At 58.8% G+C, this 18,390-nt stretch carries 13 protein-coding genes and 2 pseudogenes; 4 read left to right on the forward strand and 11 right to left on the reverse strand.

Translation table 11 applies throughout. From position 1 onward, the window contains the following. Nucleotides 1–2: 2 nt before the first annotated feature. The 10 genes and pseudogenes from AC13QE_RS17550 to AC13QE_RS17595 form a co-directional block, all read right to left on the reverse strand. Complete coding sequence (locus AC13QE_RS17550) at nt 3–1,400, reverse strand: amidohydrolase family protein (protein WP_488484631.1); 1,398 nt, start codon at nt 1,398–1,400, stop codon at nt 3–5. A 7-nt stretch (nt 1,401–1,407) separates the two neighbouring features. Next, nucleotides 1,408–2,331, reverse strand: coding sequence for a LysR family transcriptional regulator (locus AC13QE_RS17555; protein ID WP_488484632.1), 924 nt, complete (start codon nt 2,329–2,331; stop codon nt 1,408–1,410). A 35-nt stretch (nt 2,332–2,366) separates the two neighbouring features. Continuing rightward, nucleotides 2,367–3,143 carry an enoyl-CoA hydratase-related protein gene (locus AC13QE_RS17560; protein WP_488484633.1) on the reverse strand — a complete coding sequence of 259 codons (777 nt, stop codon included), beginning with the start codon at nt 3,141–3,143 and terminating at the stop codon, nt 2,367–2,369. Continuing rightward, nucleotides 3,140–4,297: a CaiB/BaiF CoA transferase family protein gene (locus AC13QE_RS17565; RefSeq protein WP_488484634.1), complete on the reverse strand. Its 1,158-nt coding sequence runs from the start codon at nt 4,295–4,297 to the stop codon at nt 3,140–3,142. The genes AC13QE_RS17560 and AC13QE_RS17565 overlap by 4 nt, the downstream gene beginning before the upstream one ends. Then, nucleotides 4,294–5,652: an FAD-dependent oxidoreductase gene (locus AC13QE_RS17570; RefSeq protein WP_488484635.1), complete on the reverse strand. Its 1,359-nt coding sequence runs from the start codon at nt 5,650–5,652 to the stop codon at nt 4,294–4,296. Before AC13QE_RS17570 ends, AC13QE_RS17565 begins: the two co-directional genes overlap by 4 nt. 26 nt (nt 5,653–5,678) lie before the next feature. Beyond that, a complete protein-coding gene (locus AC13QE_RS17575; RefSeq protein ID WP_488484636.1) occupies nt 5,679–6,512 on the reverse strand; it encodes an ABC transporter permease in 834 nt (277 codons plus the stop codon). Next, nucleotides 6,509–7,327, reverse strand: coding sequence for an ABC transporter ATP-binding protein (locus AC13QE_RS17580; RefSeq protein WP_488484637.1), 819 nt, complete (start codon nt 7,325–7,327; stop codon nt 6,509–6,511). The genes AC13QE_RS17575 and AC13QE_RS17580 overlap by 4 nt, the downstream gene beginning before the upstream one ends. Before the next feature lie 5 nt (nt 7,328–7,332). Then, nucleotides 7,333–8,367, reverse strand: coding sequence for an ABC transporter substrate-binding protein (locus AC13QE_RS17585; protein WP_488484638.1), 1,035 nt, complete (start codon nt 8,365–8,367; stop codon nt 7,333–7,335). 266 nt (nt 8,368–8,633) lie between these two features. Further along, nucleotides 8,634–10,664 carry a CHASE2 domain-containing protein gene (locus AC13QE_RS17590; RefSeq protein WP_488484639.1) on the reverse strand — a complete coding sequence of 677 codons (2,031 nt, stop codon included), beginning with the start codon at nt 10,662–10,664 and terminating at the stop codon, nt 8,634–8,636. After that, nucleotides 10,664–14,311: pseudogene (locus AC13QE_RS17595) on the reverse strand (FecR domain-containing protein). The gene AC13QE_RS17590 and the pseudogene AC13QE_RS17595 overlap by 1 nt, the downstream one beginning before the upstream one ends. An 806-nt stretch (nt 14,312–15,117) precedes the next feature. Here AC13QE_RS17595 and AC13QE_RS17600 point away from each other — a divergent pair. The 3 genes from AC13QE_RS17600 to AC13QE_RS17610 all read left to right on the forward strand — a co-directional run bounded on the left by AC13QE_RS17600 (nt 15,118) and on the right by AC13QE_RS17610 (nt 17,187). Beyond that, nucleotides 15,118–16,245: a flavin-containing monooxygenase gene (locus AC13QE_RS17600; protein ID WP_488484640.1), complete on the forward strand. Its 1,128-nt coding sequence runs from the start codon at nt 15,118–15,120 to the stop codon at nt 16,243–16,245. A 251-nt stretch (nt 16,246–16,496) separates the two neighbouring features. Further along, on the forward strand, nt 16,497–16,796 hold the full coding sequence (locus AC13QE_RS17605) for a hypothetical protein (RefSeq protein WP_488484641.1): 300 nt from the start codon (nt 16,497–16,499) through the stop codon (nt 16,794–16,796). A 178-nt stretch (nt 16,797–16,974) separates the two neighbouring features. After that, entirely contained in the window at nt 16,975–17,187 is a 213-nt protein-coding gene (locus AC13QE_RS17610) for a hypothetical protein (protein ID WP_488484642.1), read from the forward strand. A 379-nt stretch (nt 17,188–17,566) separates the two neighbouring features. Here the strand turns inward: AC13QE_RS17610 and AC13QE_RS17615 are convergent, their stop codons facing one another. Then, on the reverse strand, nt 17,567–17,845 hold the full coding sequence (locus AC13QE_RS17615) for a hypothetical protein (protein WP_488484643.1): 279 nt from the start codon (nt 17,843–17,845) through the stop codon (nt 17,567–17,569). A gap of 124 nt (nt 17,846–17,969) precedes the next feature. On the opposite strand from AC13QE_RS17615, the pseudogene AC13QE_RS17620 reads away from it, so the two are divergent. Further along, a pseudogene (locus tag AC13QE_RS17620) lies at nt 17,970–18,239 on the forward strand (transposase domain-containing protein); the annotation flags it as partial. Nucleotides 18,240–18,390: the final 151 nt, after the last annotated feature.

The following is an 18,390-nucleotide window of genomic DNA, read 5'->3' on the forward strand; positions in this document are numbered from 1 at the left end:
TATCACGAGATTCCGGGCCAGGTTGCATAATAGGCGCGAGTCGCTTCGGATAAAGCTCGGACAAGAGGACGCTGCTCTTCAAGCCTTGGCAGGTCAGCTCTTGCCTGTGCCCCAAGTTCGGACAGGGCTGCGTCGAAGTCGATGCCTGTCAATTCTCCCCGGCGCATCACATCCCGGCCCGCGACGATGAGCCCCTTGGCGTACTTGGCGCTCATGCGCGTCAACAGGATTTCCGCTTCGTCGATATCGTCGAACAGGGCGTCGGCAATCAGGGCCTGATAGTCGACGATGGTGAAGTCTTCGGCTTGGTTGGCATTGATCACTTGGCCGCCCACTCGGATGGCGGCATCGAACACATTCTGCGCCGTCAATCGTCGTGTCAGGCCGCGACCGCCCTGCAGGAGATAGAGAAGCCGCATCTCGCGCCAGAGATCCTGATCGTCGTCCAATCCGGTACCATCAAGGCCGATCGCAAAGGGTGGGCCACCGATCTCTAGCGCGGAGGCGATCGGAGTGATGCCCGAGCGAAGGCGCAGATTGGCTGAGGGATTGCTAACAAGCTGCACCCCGCGCTCGGCAAGCAGTTCAAGCTCGTCTGGACGCAATTGGACGCCATGGGCAATGGCGAGCCGCGGCGACAGGAAGCCTATGCTGTCGAGATAGGTGACGACGCCCTCGGGAAAGCGGCGGTCGAGCCAGACGCGTTGGCGCGGACTTTCGAGCAGATGCATGTGGATGCGTCGATTATGATGCGCGGAAGCCTCCGCAATCGCCTCCAGAAGCGCGTTCGAGCACCATTGTGGTCCGATAGGCCCATACTGCACATCGACCAGGGGGCTGGTGTTGGCCGCAGCGACCGCCTCGACGGCTGCAAGTTGGGTGGAGATCGAAACGTAGGCCGGAATGGTCGGCTCCAACACCTCCCAGTCACTTGCCGGCAGAAAGGATTTGAGCCGTTGCGGCCCGCCATCATAGGCCCAGGCATCATGGTCGAGCAGCGGGCAGGAAAGCGCAAGTCGAATGCCGATATCGCCCGCGGCCCGCATGACCGCGCTTGCCTCATCGACCAGACGATCGACATTGAGCGAGTTATGGCAGTGCATCGTCGCCCCGACGCCGGTTTTGGCCAGCCGGCCGAAGGCGATAAGCGCCTCGAGATAGGGATCCGTTCGCGGCCGCAGCCTCAAGCCCGGTATCCACATCTCAAGCGCGTCGTCGACCGCGCCAAAATCAAGGGTACGGATGCCGTAGCCATGATCGTGGGCATTGACAGGTGTCGGCATGATCAGATCGCCAGCCAGTACCGCCGTTGCACCAAATTGCGATGGCAGGTCTGTCAATCTATCGAAGTGTATGGCCGGGCCATGACCAGGGCATTTTAGCAGGCGGATCTTTTTCATGCTTTTCTCATCTGCTGACGATGGCTCTCAAATCCTCGCCGAACCTGCGCAGCTCAGTATTAAGCAGCTCGATGACTGCCTGGCTGGCATGGGTTAGATGCCGATCGCGCGGCACGAAAATAGCGATATCGACAGTGCTGAGTTTGAAGTCCCGAATCGGAATGGCAACGATTTCGCCCGTCTGGATTTCCGGCCAGAGTCCAACCGGGGTAAAAAAACCAATCCCATCACCCGACATGATGAGTGGTTTGAGGAGGATTGGATTGTTGGATGCGACCAAGGTTCGCCCCACGCGATTGAGTCCTGCAAGTTCGACTGCTATCGCCGAACTGACGACTTCGCTGTCGAGCGCCAGAAGCAGCTTATATTGAGCGCATTCTGGCAACGTCACCGATTTAGCCCGCGCCAGTGGATGCGATGAAGCGACCATGGCCATGAAGGCTGTGCGGATGGAGCCCACAAGCTTCAGATCATGTGGGGTCGCGAGGTCAAAGCTAATGCCGATATCAATGTCGCCAGCCGCCATGAAATGAAAAATATTGTTATAGGCTCCCGCTCGGACGCGAAAGTCGACCGCAGGATGCAGCCTATGAAACCTCTTGATGAAATCAGGAAGAAACGTAACGAGCAGGCTGTCGAGGGCGGCGATATGGACACGGCCCGTATTCTTTCCCTGAAGGTCACCGAGATTGGACTTCATTACTTCGAAGTCCTGCAGCGTCTCCTTGGCATGGCGCAGCACGATTTCGCCGGCAGATGTCAGCCGCAAACCGTCGGAAAAGCGCTCGAACAATGGTGTCCCAAGCTCGTCTTCCAGCTTCTTGATCTGGCGGCTGACGGCGGAGGTTGCCACATGCAGCTCTTCGGATGCCTTGCGGATGGATCCCGAGCGTGCGACCTCGGTGAAATATTTCAGGATGCTGGCATGCATGAAAAGCCCTCGGCGATCTCGAAGCTATAGCATGCCTATCTGCCGCGCCAAACGGGCGCACGCTTCTCGCGGAAGGCCGTAACCCCCTCTATGGCATCGTCGCTTTTCAACGCCTTGATGAGGGCCGGCGTCCGTAGCGCCTGCGCCTCGGCCGGGCTCAAATGCGCGGTGCGATTGACCGTCTGCTTGATCGCCCGCAGCGACAGCGGCGCGCAGGCGACGATGTCGGCGACCCAGCGATCGACAGCCGCATCGAGTTCGCCAGCCGACACTACTTCGTTGACGACACCAAAGCTTGCCATCTCGTGGGAGCTGAACTGCCGCCCCGTCAGCATCACGGCCATGGCGCGGTTGAACGGGATCTTGCGTTGCAGGAGCACCATGCCGCCATCGAGCGGCATGCGGCCGACGCGCGCTTCCGGCAGGCCGAAGCGTGCTGTTTCCACCGCAATGACGATATCGCAGCCGAGCACCATTTCGAAACCGCCGCCAAGCGCATAGCCGTTGACGCGGGCGATGACGGGCACGTCGAGCGAGCGGCGGAAGGCGAGGCCGCCAAAGCCGCTTTCCCGCCCGACGGTCCAATAATCGACGCCGGAACTGCCGCTTCCGCCCTTCAGATCCGCGCCTGTGCAAAAAGCCTTTTCGCCGGAGCCGGTCAAGACGACGCAGCTGATATCGTCGCGCCTCTCGATCTCCGTCCAGATCGCCTCAAGTTCGGCTTCTGTCTCGGCATCGACGGCGTTCATCCGGTCGGGCCGATCCAGCGTGACGCGGGCGACGCGGTCTTCTACGGTGAAGGTAACGCTCATGCGGCGTCTCCCTGCACCTCGGAAAGCGAGGCCAGAATTTCCTCATTGTGCTGACCGAGCTGCGGCGGCGCGATCCGAACAGTCACCTGAGCAGCCGACATGTCGATCGGCGAACCGATCAGGCGAATCGGACCGGCCGCGGTTTCGCCGGCCTCGAGGATCATCTTGTTGATGATCGTCTGCTCGTCCTTCAGCGCCTCGGGGAGCGAACGCACCGGCGCGCAGAGGATGTCGACGCCTTCCAGCCGTGCGATCCAGTGCGCCGTGCTGTTTTTGGCGAAGTTGTCGCGGAAGATCGCCTGCAATTCCGGTCGCCGTGCCATTTGCGCATCGAAATCCTTGTAGTGCGGATATTGCGAGAGGTCCTCGATCTCAAGCGCCTCGCAGATATCGCGCAAGGGGTTCTGCTTGAAAGCGCCGACCATGACGATTGCACTGTCCGTCGTTTCGAAGACGCCCGTCAGCGGGAAAGCACCCCAGTTCAGGTCCTTCTGCCGCATTAGATGCGTCGTACCCTCCTGCATCTGCATAGCGATCATGGAGTTGTAGAGGCTGACGGCCACCTGCTGTCCCACACCCGTCTTGTCGCGCTGCAGAAGGGCAAGCAGGATGCCCTGAACGAGGTGCATGCCGGCCGAATAATCGGCAAGCGGCGTGGCATAGATCGAGGTCGGGTGGCTGTTGTCCGACTTGCGGCGCATGACACCGGAGACGGCCTGCGCCAGCACGTCCTGGCCACCCTTGTGCTGATAGGGGCCGGTCAGTCCGAAGCCGGTGCCAACGGCATAGATCAGGCGGGGATTGATCTTTTTCAGGTCTTCGTAGCCGAAGCCCATGCGTTCCATCACGCCGGGCCGGAAATTGTTGACGACGACATCCGCCGTTTCGAGCAGCGCCTGGGCGGTCTTGCGCGCGCCGGCATCCTTCAGATCGAGCGCGAGGCTCTTCTTGTTGCGGTTCAAGGAGCAGAAAACCGGGTTGTTGAGCCCGTCCGGATCGGAGCCCAGCGACCAACGGGAGAGATCGCCGATCTTCACCTTTTCGATCTTGATGACTTCGGCGCCATAATCGGCCAGGACCTGCGTGCAGGAAGGGCCGAGCATGACCTGCGTGAAATCGATCACACGGATTCCGTCGAGTGGCAAGGTCGTCATTCTGCAGCCTCCAAATATGTCGCGTTCTCCGAGGGGATGTCGCCGGGATCGGCGCCCTGAGCCCGCATCTGTTTCTGAATTGCCCTGATATCGGCCTTGCGAACGGTCGTGCCGGCATTGAGGGCAACCGTTGCGGCGACGCCGGCCGCTTCGCCCATCGCCATGCACGGCGGGATCTCGCGGCTGGATTTCTGCGCCTGCGGCGTTGCCGAATAATGCCGGCCGGCGACGATCAGCTGGTCGATCTCCTTCGGCAGCATCGAGCGGTAGGGCGTGTAGTAATCGCGGCCGCGGCAGACCGTGTCGGCAAAATGCCGGCGGGTCATGACGTCGTCCTTCGTCACGACATAATCTCCCTGCAGCAGCCGTGTCTGACGCACGCCGGTCTGCGGTGCGAAGTCGACGACATAGGCATTCTCGAAGCCGGGCATCTTTTCCCGCGCGAAATCGAGCAACTTTGCGATTCTTGAGCGGCCTTCCATCTCCGCCTTGGTCAGATCATCGACCTTCAGACCACTCAGCGTTGGCATATGCGGGCAGTTCAGCCAGACGACGCCGGGAAGCGGTGTCTTCAGCCACCAGAAGGACCAGCAGCCACCGATCAGCCGCTTGGCTTCATGATCGAGCGCCTTGAAGGCTTGCGGTTCCTGCTGTTCGAAACGCTCCGCCGCTTCCGTATCGACGCCGCCCCAGCGCGAGACCGTCGTCAGGATGAAGTTAGATTCGACATGGGACGCCCCCGCGCTTGCGGCGACATCGAGATCGCCCGTCGTATCGATGATGACATCGCCGAGGATCGCCTGCATGCCTTCCTTGGTCTGGCAGATCACGCCCTTGATTGCGCCATCCTCGACGATCGCCGAGGAGAACCAGCTATGGGTCCTGAGTTTGATCCTCGCTTCGGCGATCATGTCATAGGCGGCGCGCTTGAAGGCGTCGGGATCGAAGGCGGCCGAAAAGCAGATCGGATGCGGCATCGACTGGGTGTGGAAGTCGAAGAGGCCCCAGCGCGCCCAGCGCTGCCAGGCCTCCGGCGTATCGCGGAATTCGATCAGGCGATCGCGATCGGTCGGGGTAACGCACAGTCCCCAGCGCTTCATGCGCTCGATCATCTCCATGCAGATGCCGCGCACGGTGATTTCGAGCTCGTTGATCATGTCGTCGAGCACGAGCACCATGCCGCCGGCGGCAAGACCGCCGACATAGGGATAGCGTTCGAGAAGCGTGACGTTGGCGCCGTTGCGTGCGGCCGAGACAGCTGCGGCAATGCCTGCCGGGCCGCCGCCGACCACGACCACATCGGAGCGATCGACGACACGGATATCCCGTGCAGGCTGGTGAATAACCTGTTCCATTGGTGTTCCCTCGATGTTTCTAAGCTTTAGTGCTGTCCGGCCGGCTTCCAGCGGATCATCTTCGCCTCGGCGACCGAGACGATGAAGAAGAGGATCACGGCCAGCAGCGCGGCAATGACGACCGTCGCGTAAAGCAGCGGCGAGCGGAAATTATAGGTCGCCTCGATAATGAGGGCGCCGAGCCCGAAGCTGGAGCCGATCCATTCCGCCACGATCGCGCCCATAACGCTGCTCGTTGCGGCGATCTTCAGCGCGGCGAACACGAATGGCAGTGAGCTGGGGAGACGAACCTTCCAGAGGATCTCTGAATTGCTGGCAGAAAGCACCCGCATCAGGTCGAGCATTGCGGGGCTCGCGGAGCGTAACCCCTGGACCATGTTGACCAACGTCGGGAAGAAGCAGATCAGGCCGGCGATGATGATCTTCGGGGCAACGCCGTTACCGAAGATCAGGACGAGGATCGGCGCCAGCGCGATGATCGGGATCGCCTTGACGAAGACGGCGATCGGATAGAAGGCCTTCTCGGCCGTCGTGCTGTGGACGAACCAGATCGCCAGCAAGATGGCGACGAGATTGCCGAAGACGAAACCGAGAACGGCCTCGAGCACGGTCGGCAGGAAGTTTCTCGTCAGCGTCGCGGCATTGTCGCGAAAGGCGTAGAGAACATCGAGCGGGCTCGGCGCCATGAAGGTCGGGATCTTGAAGATCCATATGACCGCCTGCCAAACCACGATGCAGCCAAGTGCCGCAAGGATCGCCGGCATGTGCGAGGAGAGAACGCCCACAGTTGCGTCGAGGATAGCGACTTTGCGCGGCGTCTTCGCGATACGGCCGAAGTCAGAGTGCACGGCGTTGCTCATATGCATTCCTCCAGCAGTGCGCGCAGATGCGCGGTCACTTTGATGAAGTCGACCGTGTCGCGCATCGCAAGGGCGCGGGGAAAGGGAAGATCGACCTTCATGAACTCCTTCACCCGGCCGGGATGTGCCTGCAGCATCAGCACGTGCTGACCGAGGAAAACCGCCTCCGGGATGGAGTGGGTGACGAAAACGATGGTCGTGCCGGTTTCGCGCCAGATGCGAAGCAGTTCCTCATTGAGCTTGTCCCGGGTGATTTCGTCCAGAGCGCCGAAAGGCTCATCCATTAAAAGAATACGCGGCTTGGTTATCAGGGCGCGGGCGATGGCGACGCGCTGGCGCATGCCGCCCGACAATTCGTGCGGCAGGGCATTTTCGCGTCCCTTGAGGCCGACGAGGGCGAGCAGCTCCATGGGATCGGCGTAGGAGCTTTTATCGTGCCTGCCGACTTCCAGCGGCAGGCGAACATTGTCGATGACGCTGCGCCACGGCAGCAGCGTCGCTTCCTGGAAGACGAAGGCAAAATCGCGACCCTGACGTGCCTCTCGTGGTGGCCGGCCGAACACCGAAACCGAACCGTCGCTGATGTCAACGAGATCGGCAATACAGCGCAGCAAGGTCGACTTGCCGCAGCCGGATGGCCCGAGCATGGTGACGAACGACCCCTCCGGAATATCGACGGACACCTTGGAGAGAGCGGTGAACTCGTTGCCCTTGTCGCCGAAGCGAATGTCGAGATCCCGAATGGAAACCGCGAGCCTTGTCGTTTTGGCTGCTGGTAGCGGATGTGGTTGCTTGATGGTGGCGGCGCTCATCATGACATTCACCCGATCTGCTTGCGGATATCGGTCGTCGCGTCGAGGATCGCCATGGTGGCGACGTCGTCGACGGTCGGTATGGCGCCGGCAAACTGCTTGAGATCGGCATAGGCCTTGATCTGGGCGGCCCAATTGTCCTTGTTCATGGCACCCCAGCCGGTCTGCTTGGTGCTGTCGCCGAAGGAGAAATCGATGACCGGGTGGACGGCCTCGAGCTCGCTGGCCTTGTCGAGGTTGGGATAGGCATCGACCAGCATGTCGACCGCTTCTTCCGGATGGTCGCGCACATAACCCCAACCCTTGGCGGCGGCCGTGGTGAAGCGCACCAGCACGTCGGAATGTTTGTCGAGCTGTTCATCGGTCGTATAATAGACGTTGGCGTAGAGCTGCAGACCGGCATCCCACAACATCATGTCGACGCGGTCGTCTCCGAGCACCTTCAGCGCATTCGTGTTCGTCACCCAACCGGTGACGGCATCGGCCTGCCCGGTCATCAGCTGGTTCATGTCGGAGCCCATGTTGACCATCTTCACCTTGTCCTCCGGAATGCCGTTCTGGGCGAGGAGGGCGCGCAGCAGGATGAAGGCTGTCGGCTGGGTGGCAATCGTCTTGCCGATCATGTCCTTCGGTTCGCGGATCGGTGCCTTCTTCAGCGAGAAATAGGTAAAGGGGTGCTTGCGATAACCAGCCAGAAACGCCTTGACCGGCATGCCGGCCGAGCGCGCGAGCATGACCGACGGGCTGGAGGAAATCTGCCCGATGGTGGATTGTCCGGCCGCAACGCCGGCAACGCCATCGACATTCGGACCGCCCGGCACAATGGTGAGGTTGATGCCCTGTTCGGTAAAGAAGCCCTTCTTTTGCGCAGCAACTTCGCCGATCAGGCCGTTGGAGGCGAGCCACCCGAGCTGCATGCGGACCTCCGCGACATCGGCCGCTTTGCCAGCCCGGATGCCGATGAAAGTCTGCGTCGCGGCGACGCCCCCGACCAAAGCAGCATTGGACAGGAAACGACGGCGATTCATCATGAATTGAGACATGCTGATAGTTCCCCTGTTGATTGGGCGATCGGACTTTTCGTCTCGTTATCCACCAATGGCAGGGATGATGGGGGAATTCAGTGTTCTAATAAAGAACAATTATGCGCACTATTGATTGCCAAAAAGGCAACGGCGCCTAGGCTCGTCGCAGTCGACGCGGGGGGATATCTACCGGTCATGGGCGCACGGCGGAGATGCCGTATCAATCAGCACTGAACATTGACCCCACCGGATGCGGACGAAAACTTCGACTAAAGCGGTGAAGGTTAAATATGGTGCCGAGAGTTCTGATTCCCATAAGAGCTAAAATGGACATTATCTTCTAACGACGCGATGTCGTGCTGTACGATGGCGTAATATGGCTGGAGGTAGGGTATCGCCGTCTTCAGCTTTTCGATACGCTCATCGATCGGCGACAGAGTCTTGTTGTATTTAGCCACAAGGAAGGCTTTGTGAACTTCTAGGCTGTCTGGATGAACATCTTCAACGACCGTGAATACCGGCGATGGAGCGGTTCGTCCTTTGACAACAATCCGATCCAGCTCGACAATGGTGTAGATCCCGCTCACAAGGCGCGCCGTTTCCTCTCCGAGCAAAAGGGCAATGCCGTAGTTCTTAGATTCGCCTTCCAGGCGGGATGCCAGATTGACGGCGTCACCGAGGCAGGAATAATCGAAACGCCGGGTTGAACCCATGTTACCGACGACGCAGTCGCCGGTATTGATGCCGACGCCCATTTTCAGCATGTGGAACGGCGCACCACTTACCTTTGACTCCGCTTCAAGTTGCTTATTGAGCACTGCTATTGCAGCCTGCATGGCGATCGCCGCCTTGACCGCATGAAGTGCGTGCCCGGGGTCGTCGAGCGGAGCGTTCCAAAAAGCCATGATGCAGTCGCCCATGTATTTGTCGATCGTTCCACCGTGATCCATGACGATGTCTGACAGGGGCGTCAGCAGCCGATTGATGAGACCGGTAAGTTTCTCCGGATCGTCCTTCATGGTTTCCGCGATCGCAGTAAAGCCGCGCACATCGGAAAAAAGCACCGAGAGCGTGCGCCTCTCGCCGCCGAGCTTCAGTTGCGAGGGGTCGTCCGACAGCTTCTTGACCAGGTCGGGCGAAATATAGTGCGAGAAAGCCCTGGTAATCCGCTGCTTGTTTCTGCGCTCTTCCGCAAAATCAAGCGCGGCTTGACCAAACGCTACCGTGGCATAAGCAACGGTTGGCCCCAGCGGCGAAACGAAGAAGTGACCGAATCGGACACCGGCATAGCAAAGAGCGCCAAAAACGAAGAATGCGACGATCGCTGCGGCAAGAGTAAGCCAGCCGGTCGCCCTCCAAACCGTTGCGGCGGCCAGCAAGGCTGCCAGCAGAATGAAGCCGGCGAAAGGCGCAGGACCTGTCTGAGCGATCGCGAGCTTCCGGCGGAGATTGTCATAGATTGTCGCCTGGATTTCAACGCCGGCGGTGAGTTTACCTGTATGCATCGTATAGGGTGTCGCGAAAGCGTCGGCGCCACCCTTATCGATTTCAGGCGCGTTCTGAAGGCTGAGGCCGATCAGCACGACGCGATCCTTGAAGATACCCGCGGGGAGGAAGTTTTCTGGATCTAGCGCCTGGTAATAGGAGACCGTCGGATAGCTGCGTGCCGCTCCAAACGATTGGATCATCGCGTTTTGTGGAATTGGTGCCGCATCATCGCCGGTTGCACGCAGGAGGGTGATGGCAAAGCCATCCTCGTAGAGCGGAATGGTGCGAAAGACGCCATCGCCTCCGAGCTCGATCGACGCAATGCCTGTCCGAGCACCGGCTGCCGTCAACTGTGGAAGCGGCGTTGCTCGCACGAGCTGATCGGCCTGCGGCGTCCGGATCAGCGTTTCATCGCCTGCAAGCACGACGTCCGGACCGACAGCGGCAGTGATCTCCGCGTCCTGTTCGGCCGTCGAGGGCTCCGCCATGATGATATCGAGGCCAATAGCCTTTGCGCCGGCCGCACGCAATCGCCGGATCAACTCGGCATGCAGGCGGCGCGGCCATGGCCATTGCGCATTGATGGCTGCAAGCGATGGTTCGTCGATTGCTACAATTACCGGTCCGCCTTCCGGCGACTGCGGGTCATCGACCGTCGATAGATAATCGAAGGACTTGAGTTCCAGCAGCGGCCAGGCCGGCAGGCGCGAAAGCAGCGAGATTCCGATCAGTGTCGCGAGAACCAGCATAAGCAGCCGGAGACCACGGCTGCCCAATAGCCAGGCAGAAGCGCGTGAAGACGGGCCGAATGTGGAACCTGCTTTCATCAGAACCGCACTTTGAGTGTGCCCTTTACGGCACGGCCCCAGCCCGCGACACCTGGTGATATTTCGAAACCTTTGTCGAGCAGGTTGAAGGCCGCGACCTCGAGCGCAAAGCGCTTGTCGAGTGGCTCCCAAATGAGATTGGCGTCGAGTGTCCAATAGTCATCGAGACGGACGCTGCCCAGAAATGGATCGATGCCTTGACGCTCACCGGTATAGTTCGCTGCCACGGTGATCTTTACGTTGGCCTCGTTTACCCATGTAAGGGCGAGCTGGCCTGAGTTGTTCGGCACATAAGGCAGAGATCTCCCGAATGTCGGGCTTGTCGGATCATTGTCCCTTGAATCCGCATAGGCCGCAGTTGCCGAAATTCCGAAGCCGTTGCCAAGGGCAATGTTTGTTGTCGCGCTGACCCGATCAATGCGGCCATCGTCGATACTGGTGCCAAATGTAAACGGAAAAATAAACGGTGCGCTTGCCGGATACGCCAAATTCAGATCGCGAATTTCCTGGTGCTGATAATCGAGACTCGTGAACAAATAATCCGTCCACTGAGCATCCCATTGCAGGGCAATCGTATCGGTATAGCCATTGGCACCGAGAAGCGGCTGAAGCGGTTGCAGGCCGAGGACGCCAATCGGCGAGAGCGTCGGCGAACCGAAGTCGAAGCTCTCGCGCATGAACGCCGCCCTTAGCCATTGACCCTCCGCCGGCGCCCAGGCTCCCCCGAGGCGGGGTTCCAGGCGTTTGACGTCTGTCGTTTTGCCGTCCATAAGCGTGCCAAAAAGAGCGTATTCCGCTTTGACCTGTGGGTTGATCTCGTGGATGAGATCGATATAGGCGCGTCCTATGTCGATCCTTTCATCAACGGGAGCCGATATCGCTGTACCCGAAATTTCATCCGAAGCTTTGAGTTCGATGAACCCGCCTTCCAAACCATAGCGCCATGTCAGATCGCCATCGCCGTAGAGGTGGTTGACGGCGGCCACGTAGTTCCTTTGCGAAGCCTTCGCGGTTCGGTCCAATATCGGCGGCGGGCCGAACATCTGGGTCAGGTTCTGATCCGTATCTGTGTAGAAGACTGCCGCATTCATGACATCGCGGTAGCCGAACGTATGGCTCCAGCCGAGGCCGGCAGCCGTCGTCTTATTATCCGCATCGCCATTTTGCTCGAACGGTGCCAGCGGAAATGCCAAATCGCGATCGACTTTGCTGTCGGAGCGATTTGCATAGAGAACGACGCGGTCATCGGGGTTGGGGGTGGCGGTTAGATATCCGTTGCCAGACAGAGTTCGAATATCGCCGCTGAATGTATTAGGCCCAAATAGGCCTTCGGCGAACGATTGATCCTGGCCTGCCGTGGGGATCTGATCCCAAGTGATGTTCGCAAAGCCGCTGATCGGGAAGGGCTCATTGGCGAAGCTTTGAATTTCAGCTTCGCCAATGAGCTTGTTATTGCCTGCCGAATGCATCATGCCCGCACCGAGCGAGCCTTCCAGAAACGGACGCCGCAGGAGGTTGGCCGAGCGCGATCGGCCCGAAAGCATATGCGGGTCCAGCAGCAGTCCCTAGAGCAGCGCCGAGAAGCTGTTCGGACCGAGCTTGAAGGGATCGATCTCCTCATCGAAGATCTCCGCATTGGCGAAGGGCCTGATATTGCCTCGGATCGATTGGTCGACGTAGCCGCTGCCCACGAATGGATCGAAAACCGCATCGCCATAATATCGACCCCAAGCATTGAGTCCCTGCAAGCGGAATGCATTGTTGAGCGTCGAGCCGGCATCTTGATTGGCCCCGAGCGAGCCATAGTGGCCGCCACGAGCTTTCGAACGCCTCAGGAATTCTTGAGCATTTCGGATCGCGCCATCCGCATCATAGTCATCGATGGCCAAGGCCGTCCGAAAAGATGAGATGGCGGGATCGTTCTTGTCGAGCCGATCGGCGTTGTCGAGAGCCTGGTTTGACGGATCCCGCTCACCCTTTTCGTAATGTCCAGCGGCGAGCATCAACTGCGCTTGCGAATAGCCTGGGTTGGCAGTCGAGGCGGCCAGCAGATCGTCGATCGCTTTATCCATCTCACCCGTCTGCAGATAATAACGCCCGCGTGCCAGCAGGGCGACGTCGAATGCGGGGTCGGCGGCCAACGCCAGGTCGATCTCGCGTTTGGCTTCTTTCATGCGCGATTGATCGAGATAGAAAACGGCAAGGTTTGCGTGGCTGATCGGGTCGTCGGGATCGAGTTCTATCGCTGTCTTGAAGGCTGCTTCGGATTCTCGGCTGGCCCCGCGGGCATCCTGCAGCAAACCGAGATCGTTCCGGATCATCGAGGAACCTGGGGCGATCTTGAGCGCGTTGTTGAGGTCTTCAAGCGCGCCATCGAGGTCACCTTCGAAATCTGTGCGCATGCGAGCGCGTGCCTGCAGTCCGTCGGGATCCATCGGATCGATCGAAAGCGATCGTTCGATCGCCTCGCGCAGCTGGGCCTGATCATTGATTAATATTGCAAGCTGTGCGCGCGCGGCTGGTAGCCGCGAATCCGTCGGATAACGTGCCTCCGCCTCCTTAATCGTTTTGATCGCGGTTGGAATGTCTTCGAGAAAGCCGGCCGTATAGGCCTTCATCATGGCGGCATAAGGACCATTAATGTTGGCAGGTGGTTTTTCCGCGTGGTTGGGGTCGCGCAACGAGCGCGCGTAATAACCGCCATAGGCGGCGATGCTGCGGCGCTGTGGATCGAGCGCGGGTTCCGCCCGCGAAAATAATCTTGCGGCTTCGTCGTAGCGCTTTTCGGCACCGGCGATCAGTGCTTCGATCAGATCGGCGCGCGCACGCTCGGTGGCGGAGAGCTTGAGCGTGCGGGCCTTTGCAAGCGATTCCAGCGCCTTCCGCCGCCCATCGAGCGACATTTGCGCTTCGGCGAGTGTCACCCATTCCTCCGCGTTTCTGACACCCGGCGCCTTCGCCTCGATGCCGTCGCGCTTAGAACGCATCTCGCGGATCGGTAAGGGCGAGGCAGGCATGAAGGTGAAGCCGCTGCGCAATGTCAGATAGAAGAGCATCTGCTCGCGGTCATCGGGGGTTACGATCACGAGCTTACGCGGCGCCTGCCCGATTCTGGCAACGGCAGCCTCGCCTTGCGCGACCTCGACGCTGCCATGCTCATTCTTGAACTCCACACGACCTTCCAGCACGATCAGCGACGTCTGATCGCCCTTGACCGTCAGCGTCCAGTCTGTACCTCGAATAGCGGCCGCGGCAGCCGGCGTTTCCACCGTCAGACCCTGGCCGCCGCGCTGGGCCCGAGCCCACATTGTGCCGGATTGCAGGTTAAGGATCGTGTCGCCGGTGGCACCCATCTGCTTAACCTGCAGTGCCGAGTTTCGGCCGAGACGGACCTGGGTGTGGTCGGCGAAAAGGATCGCCAGCTGGCCGCTGGCATTAGTGCGCAGCAGGTCGCCACCAAGCAGATCCTGGTAGAGCGCGACATTCTGCCAGTTGGACAGGTCGACGAAGCGGACTTCCTCGCCCATCTTGTGATCGATCACTGAACCGGCAGCTTGTGCCGTCCGCCGAACAGGCTCCGCCGTCGCTGCTTGCGTCAAACACAAGGCAACCAACGCGATCGCTGTGCCCCCACACGCGTATCTCATGAGTCTACCCCCGCACTCTACAAGGATTTGTCTGTCTATGGGTGAAAAGTCAAGTGTGGTGAGCGAGGTTTTTCTTTGTCAGTAAAGTGTAACTCCGCGAAACACTTCCAAGCTTGAGTGAATTGTTACACGAATAATCTGGCCTTCTTAGTATTTTATATTGGTTCAATGGTTTTGAAGGAAGAGCGTCATCGGCATATCCATTTCGTTATTCATCAAGTCCTATGCAAATGGTCATTCTGTACGGGCGCAACACGCCGAGCAGTTAAATATCTTGTGGCTTGTCTTTCAACATCAGCTCAATACCAGCAATTCCACGAGGTTGACGGTTCGAATCTGATCAAACGCAAAGAGCTACTCTGCTCCCGCTGTCGGAAGCTCGTTGGCTGGCGAACGGTGGTTGGCGGGGAGGCACGCGGAATACACAGCCGGCGTGGGCAGTTTCGATATCGTCGTGGCAGATGTTGAACGGCTAATTGGACAGTCGCCGCGCTCGTTTTCGCAACGTTCTGCTGAAAAGCTGACAAAGGCCGCGAACAATCAAGACCACTCTGACAAGGGGAGGGCGAGTGCATGGTCCCCAGGACCGCGTCATTTTCCCGCGCGCTGCCATAGTGGCAATCTGCTGCGCCTCCCTGCGTAAACAGTCGGGAAGATTCGGCGGCTCAGGCGGCACGCAGTGGCTCCCCATCGAAGCCGCAATAACTAATGGCATCGCAGACGTCACGCTTGTCGGTATAGGCTTGGGACCTGATGATGGTGTAGCCTTCGGCGTTGAAGATAGGAGCTTACTCGAGGAATTGCACATGACTGACGAGGAGACAGTCATAATTGGTGCAGGCCCGGCCGGATTGGCATGCGCCGCGGCTCTTCGTGCGAGGGGCTGCCGTTCCATCATCCTTGAAGCGACAAGCAAAATTGGCGCGTCGTGGCGGCGGCACTACGATCGTCTTCACCTCCATACCGACAAACGTCACTCAGCGCTTCCGGGAAGACCGATGGCCGCTGGCTTCCCGAGATATCCGTCGCGACTGCAGGTCATCGACTACCTCGAAAGCTATGCGCGGGAAAACAACCTTCGAATTCTCACCGACAAGACTGTCGTGCGCGTAGCCAAAAAGACGGATTGGATTGTCGAGACCACCGACGGCAATGTATTCGAGGCGAGAGCCGTCGTAATCGCGACCGGTCTCTCGAGGACTCCCGTCAGACCGCATTGGGCCGGTCAGAACAATTTTCCAGGAAATATCATTCACTCTTCCGAATACCGGAATGCTTCTGCCCTCGACGTAGGTCGAATCCTGGTCGTCGGCTTCGGAAACTCGGCAGGAGAGATTGCACTGGAATGTGCCGAAGCGGGTCTTGATGTTGCCATGTCGGTCCGACGTCCGGTCAATGTCGTACCGAGAGAGATTTTTGGCCTGCCAAGTGCGACGATCGCCATCGCTCAACAACACTTTCCGCACAGAATGGTCGACGCGGTAAACGCGCCTATGCTGCATTTACGCTACCCCGATATCGAGGAACTCGGTCTCAAGCGCTCCCGGCAAGGTCCTCTGACCACGATGATAGAGCAAGGCCGGACTCCCCTGATCGACATCGGTACCATCGCGAAAATCAGGGATGGTCGGATCAAGGTGTACCCCGGTATCGAAATGTCGGACGGTGCGAGCGTGTTCTTCGTCAATGATCGATCCGCTGACTTCGATGCGATTGTGCTGGCGACCGGCTATAGGCCATCTCTCGAAACATTTCTACCGGATTTGGCGGACCGGTTTTCGAATGCCGGGAAGCCGGCAAGGGACGAGCTTCAGCCGGGAAATGACGGTCTATACTTCTGCGGCTTCAATCCAGCCACCACCGGCCTGCTTCGCCAGATTGGCATCGAGGCATTGCAAATCGCAAGGTCGATCGCGGCAACGGTCCACGCGTAAGGTGTTTCATCTGGGTGGAGTTAAAGTGGCGCAAACTAATAAGTTGTCGCCGCTCCGCGGTCCCGGCCGGGACACCCCAAAAACAACATTTAAATGCTTGGCAATGCCCTTTTGATCGCTTCCCAAAAATGACGACAGCACCGGTTAGGATGTGAAGAGGTCTTGGAAGATACCCGGCCATTAGGCGAGTAGGGCGGAACATTATTCCGCTTTGCCAGTTGACCATAAGGGCAATTAAGGAGGATACGCAAATGCGAAAGATAATTGTTGCCTGGGCGGCCATCGTCATCGGCGCTGGTTTGCCTGCGGCTGCGGTTGCAGAAGAGGTCATCGTCGACGGGCCTTCCTATGATCAAGGCTATCGTCATCATCGCCATCACCATCCATATGTTGCGTTAACCGACCGGGGCATTGCCATTGGATCAGATCGCGATCGTGATCGTGACCGTTACGATCGCTATAATGATCGCGGCGGATGCATGACAAGGACCGTCACTCGCACCGATGAAAACGGTGATCAGATCACGAAAACCATCCGGCGCTGCGATTAGCAGCGCCGACACGCTCCCACTCGCATCTATCCTTATCCCGTCCGCGAGTGAGACGGTCGTTGATTAGACTTCCGACTGAACCTCTTAGTTGCACAATGGGCTGGCGAAATTCTTTCGCCGCGATCCAGACGGCAATCAAACCATTTGAAACAGTCCCTCAACTTGATGGGAGAGTACTGTGCCAAAGACTGCAAGAATTCCTGACGTTGCCCCGCATGACGATCACGTCGTGACCGCGAAAGAAGCGCTCGAGGTTTCCTTTCTTAAACTGGAGCAGGAGGTGGAGGTTCGCCTGGTCGCCGCGGCTCTGCGTGCGGGTTGGTCAGCGGATGAGGCGTTGGATGCCATCGATCAGCTCCGGACCGAAGGCGGTGGACGGCGGACGAATTGAGGTGCCTGCCTGCAGGGCTCGCTTCCAGCGGCAGTCAGGATCCCCAGGTCTTGCCTCCGGATGCCTTTCAATAATTTTTTCCCGCGCTAGGGATAGCCATGAATGTTGATCTGCGCCCGAAGAAGCCTGGAAAGAGGCAATCGAACCACATCCGTCGATTTCAGGAGATGGGCCGCGTGAGGTCAGGTATTGCAGCTTTCGGAGCAACGCCGCCGGTTCGATGGAGAAGCGGCGGGCGATAAGTTGAATATCCGGGGCGCTGATCAGCGTCTTCTCAAGGCGAAGCAATTTGGATCTGAAGAAGAGCTGCTACTGGCTGCTCGCAGCGTCACGTCCAAGCAGAGACTTGTACGCCCTAAAGTTCTGCTCCTGAAACTCTTCAATCTCCGTCCAAATGCGCTCGCGGTCCGTCACGGCTATTTCCGCCGCCTGCGGCGGTCGTCGGCGCCAGTCGGCCAAGCAGTGGCTGCTGCAGGGCGGAGCCGAGCGACCACGTCAGGCCGGCCGCGTAGAGGATCAGTGCGGTCCAGACAGCATAGCCTTGTTCAACGGAAGAAGCCTCTGAAGACAGGGCTGGCGGCACGATGACGAAACCCAGCCCGATGATGGCCGCAAACAATCCCAGGATCAGCGCCCGCGATGGCAGTGTCCTGTTCATGATGCTCGCCGCAACCGTTCCGTTTCCAACGCTCAACGTCAACAAGAAACACAGCTATAGGATTCGAGGAATGGCCGCTGCCCGATACGAGTATCTTATAACAGCAGGATTCTTGTATCAGAAGGATGGGCCTCTGCCTTTCCTCACCGAAGGCTGCATCGAGATCGACAACAATACTGTTGAGAGAACCATCCGGCCAATAGCGTGGAACTGCAAGAATGCTCTGTTCACCGGACTTGATGCCGGAGAAGAGAACTGGGCGACTATCGCGTCGCTCATCGAAACCTGTAAGCTCAATGCTATCGATCCGTTTTCGTATTTGAGTAGCACGCCGACCGCCATCATCAACCGGCACAAACAGAGCGGGATTGAAGAGCTTCTACTATGGAATTAATGGCGACGGACTAACGACTGAAGTCGGCAGTCGGCCCAAAGCGGACGATGGCCCTGATGTAGTGCAGAAATCTTGCGTGCGTGAGGTACGCCTATGTCACCGATATCGTTTACGGTCGGCGCGGCCAATTATTGACGTCTGGCACGACATC

It is taken from the genome of Martinezella sp. CNPSo 3957, assembly GCF_057784395.1.

Bases quoted from the DNA above. Each gene is read 5' to 3' on its own strand.
- AC13QE_RS17590 (WP_488484639.1), bottom strand. From the start codon at position 10,664: ATGAAAGCAGGTTCCACATTCGGCCCGTCTTCACGCGCTTCTGCCTGG.
- AC13QE_RS17615 (WP_488484643.1), bottom strand. From the start codon at position 17,845: ATGAACAGGACACTGCCATCGCGGGCGCTGATCCTGGGATTGTTTGCG.
- AC13QE_RS17560 (WP_488484633.1), bottom strand. From the start codon at position 3,143: ATGAGCGTTACCTTCACCGTAGAAGACCGCGTCGCCCGCGTCACGCTG.
- AC13QE_RS17570 (WP_488484635.1), bottom strand. From the start codon at position 5,652: ATGGAACAGGTTATTCACCAGCCTGCACGGGATATCCGTGTCGTCGAT.
- AC13QE_RS17555 (WP_488484632.1), bottom strand. From the start codon at position 2,331: ATGCATGCCAGCATCCTGAAATATTTCACCGAGGTCGCACGCTCGGGA.
- AC13QE_RS17585 (WP_488484638.1), bottom strand. From the start codon at position 8,367: ATGTCTCAATTCATGATGAATCGCCGTCGTTTCCTGTCCAATGCTGCT.
- AC13QE_RS17575 (WP_488484636.1), bottom strand. From the start codon at position 6,512: ATGAGCAACGCCGTGCACTCTGACTTCGGCCGTATCGCGAAGACGCCG.
- AC13QE_RS17565 (WP_488484634.1), bottom strand. From the start codon at position 4,297: ATGACGACCTTGCCACTCGACGGAATCCGTGTGATCGATTTCACGCAG.
- AC13QE_RS17600 (WP_488484640.1), top strand. From the start codon at position 15,118: ATGACTGACGAGGAGACAGTCATAATTGGTGCAGGCCCGGCCGGATTG.
- AC13QE_RS17580 (WP_488484637.1), bottom strand. From the start codon at position 7,327: ATGATGAGCGCCGCCACCATCAAGCAACCACATCCGCTACCAGCAGCC.
- AC13QE_RS17605 (WP_488484641.1), top strand. From the start codon at position 16,497: ATGCGAAAGATAATTGTTGCCTGGGCGGCCATCGTCATCGGCGCTGGT.
- AC13QE_RS17550 (WP_488484631.1), bottom strand. From the start codon at position 1,400: ATGAAAAAGATCCGCCTGCTAAAATGCCCTGGTCATGGCCCGGCCATA.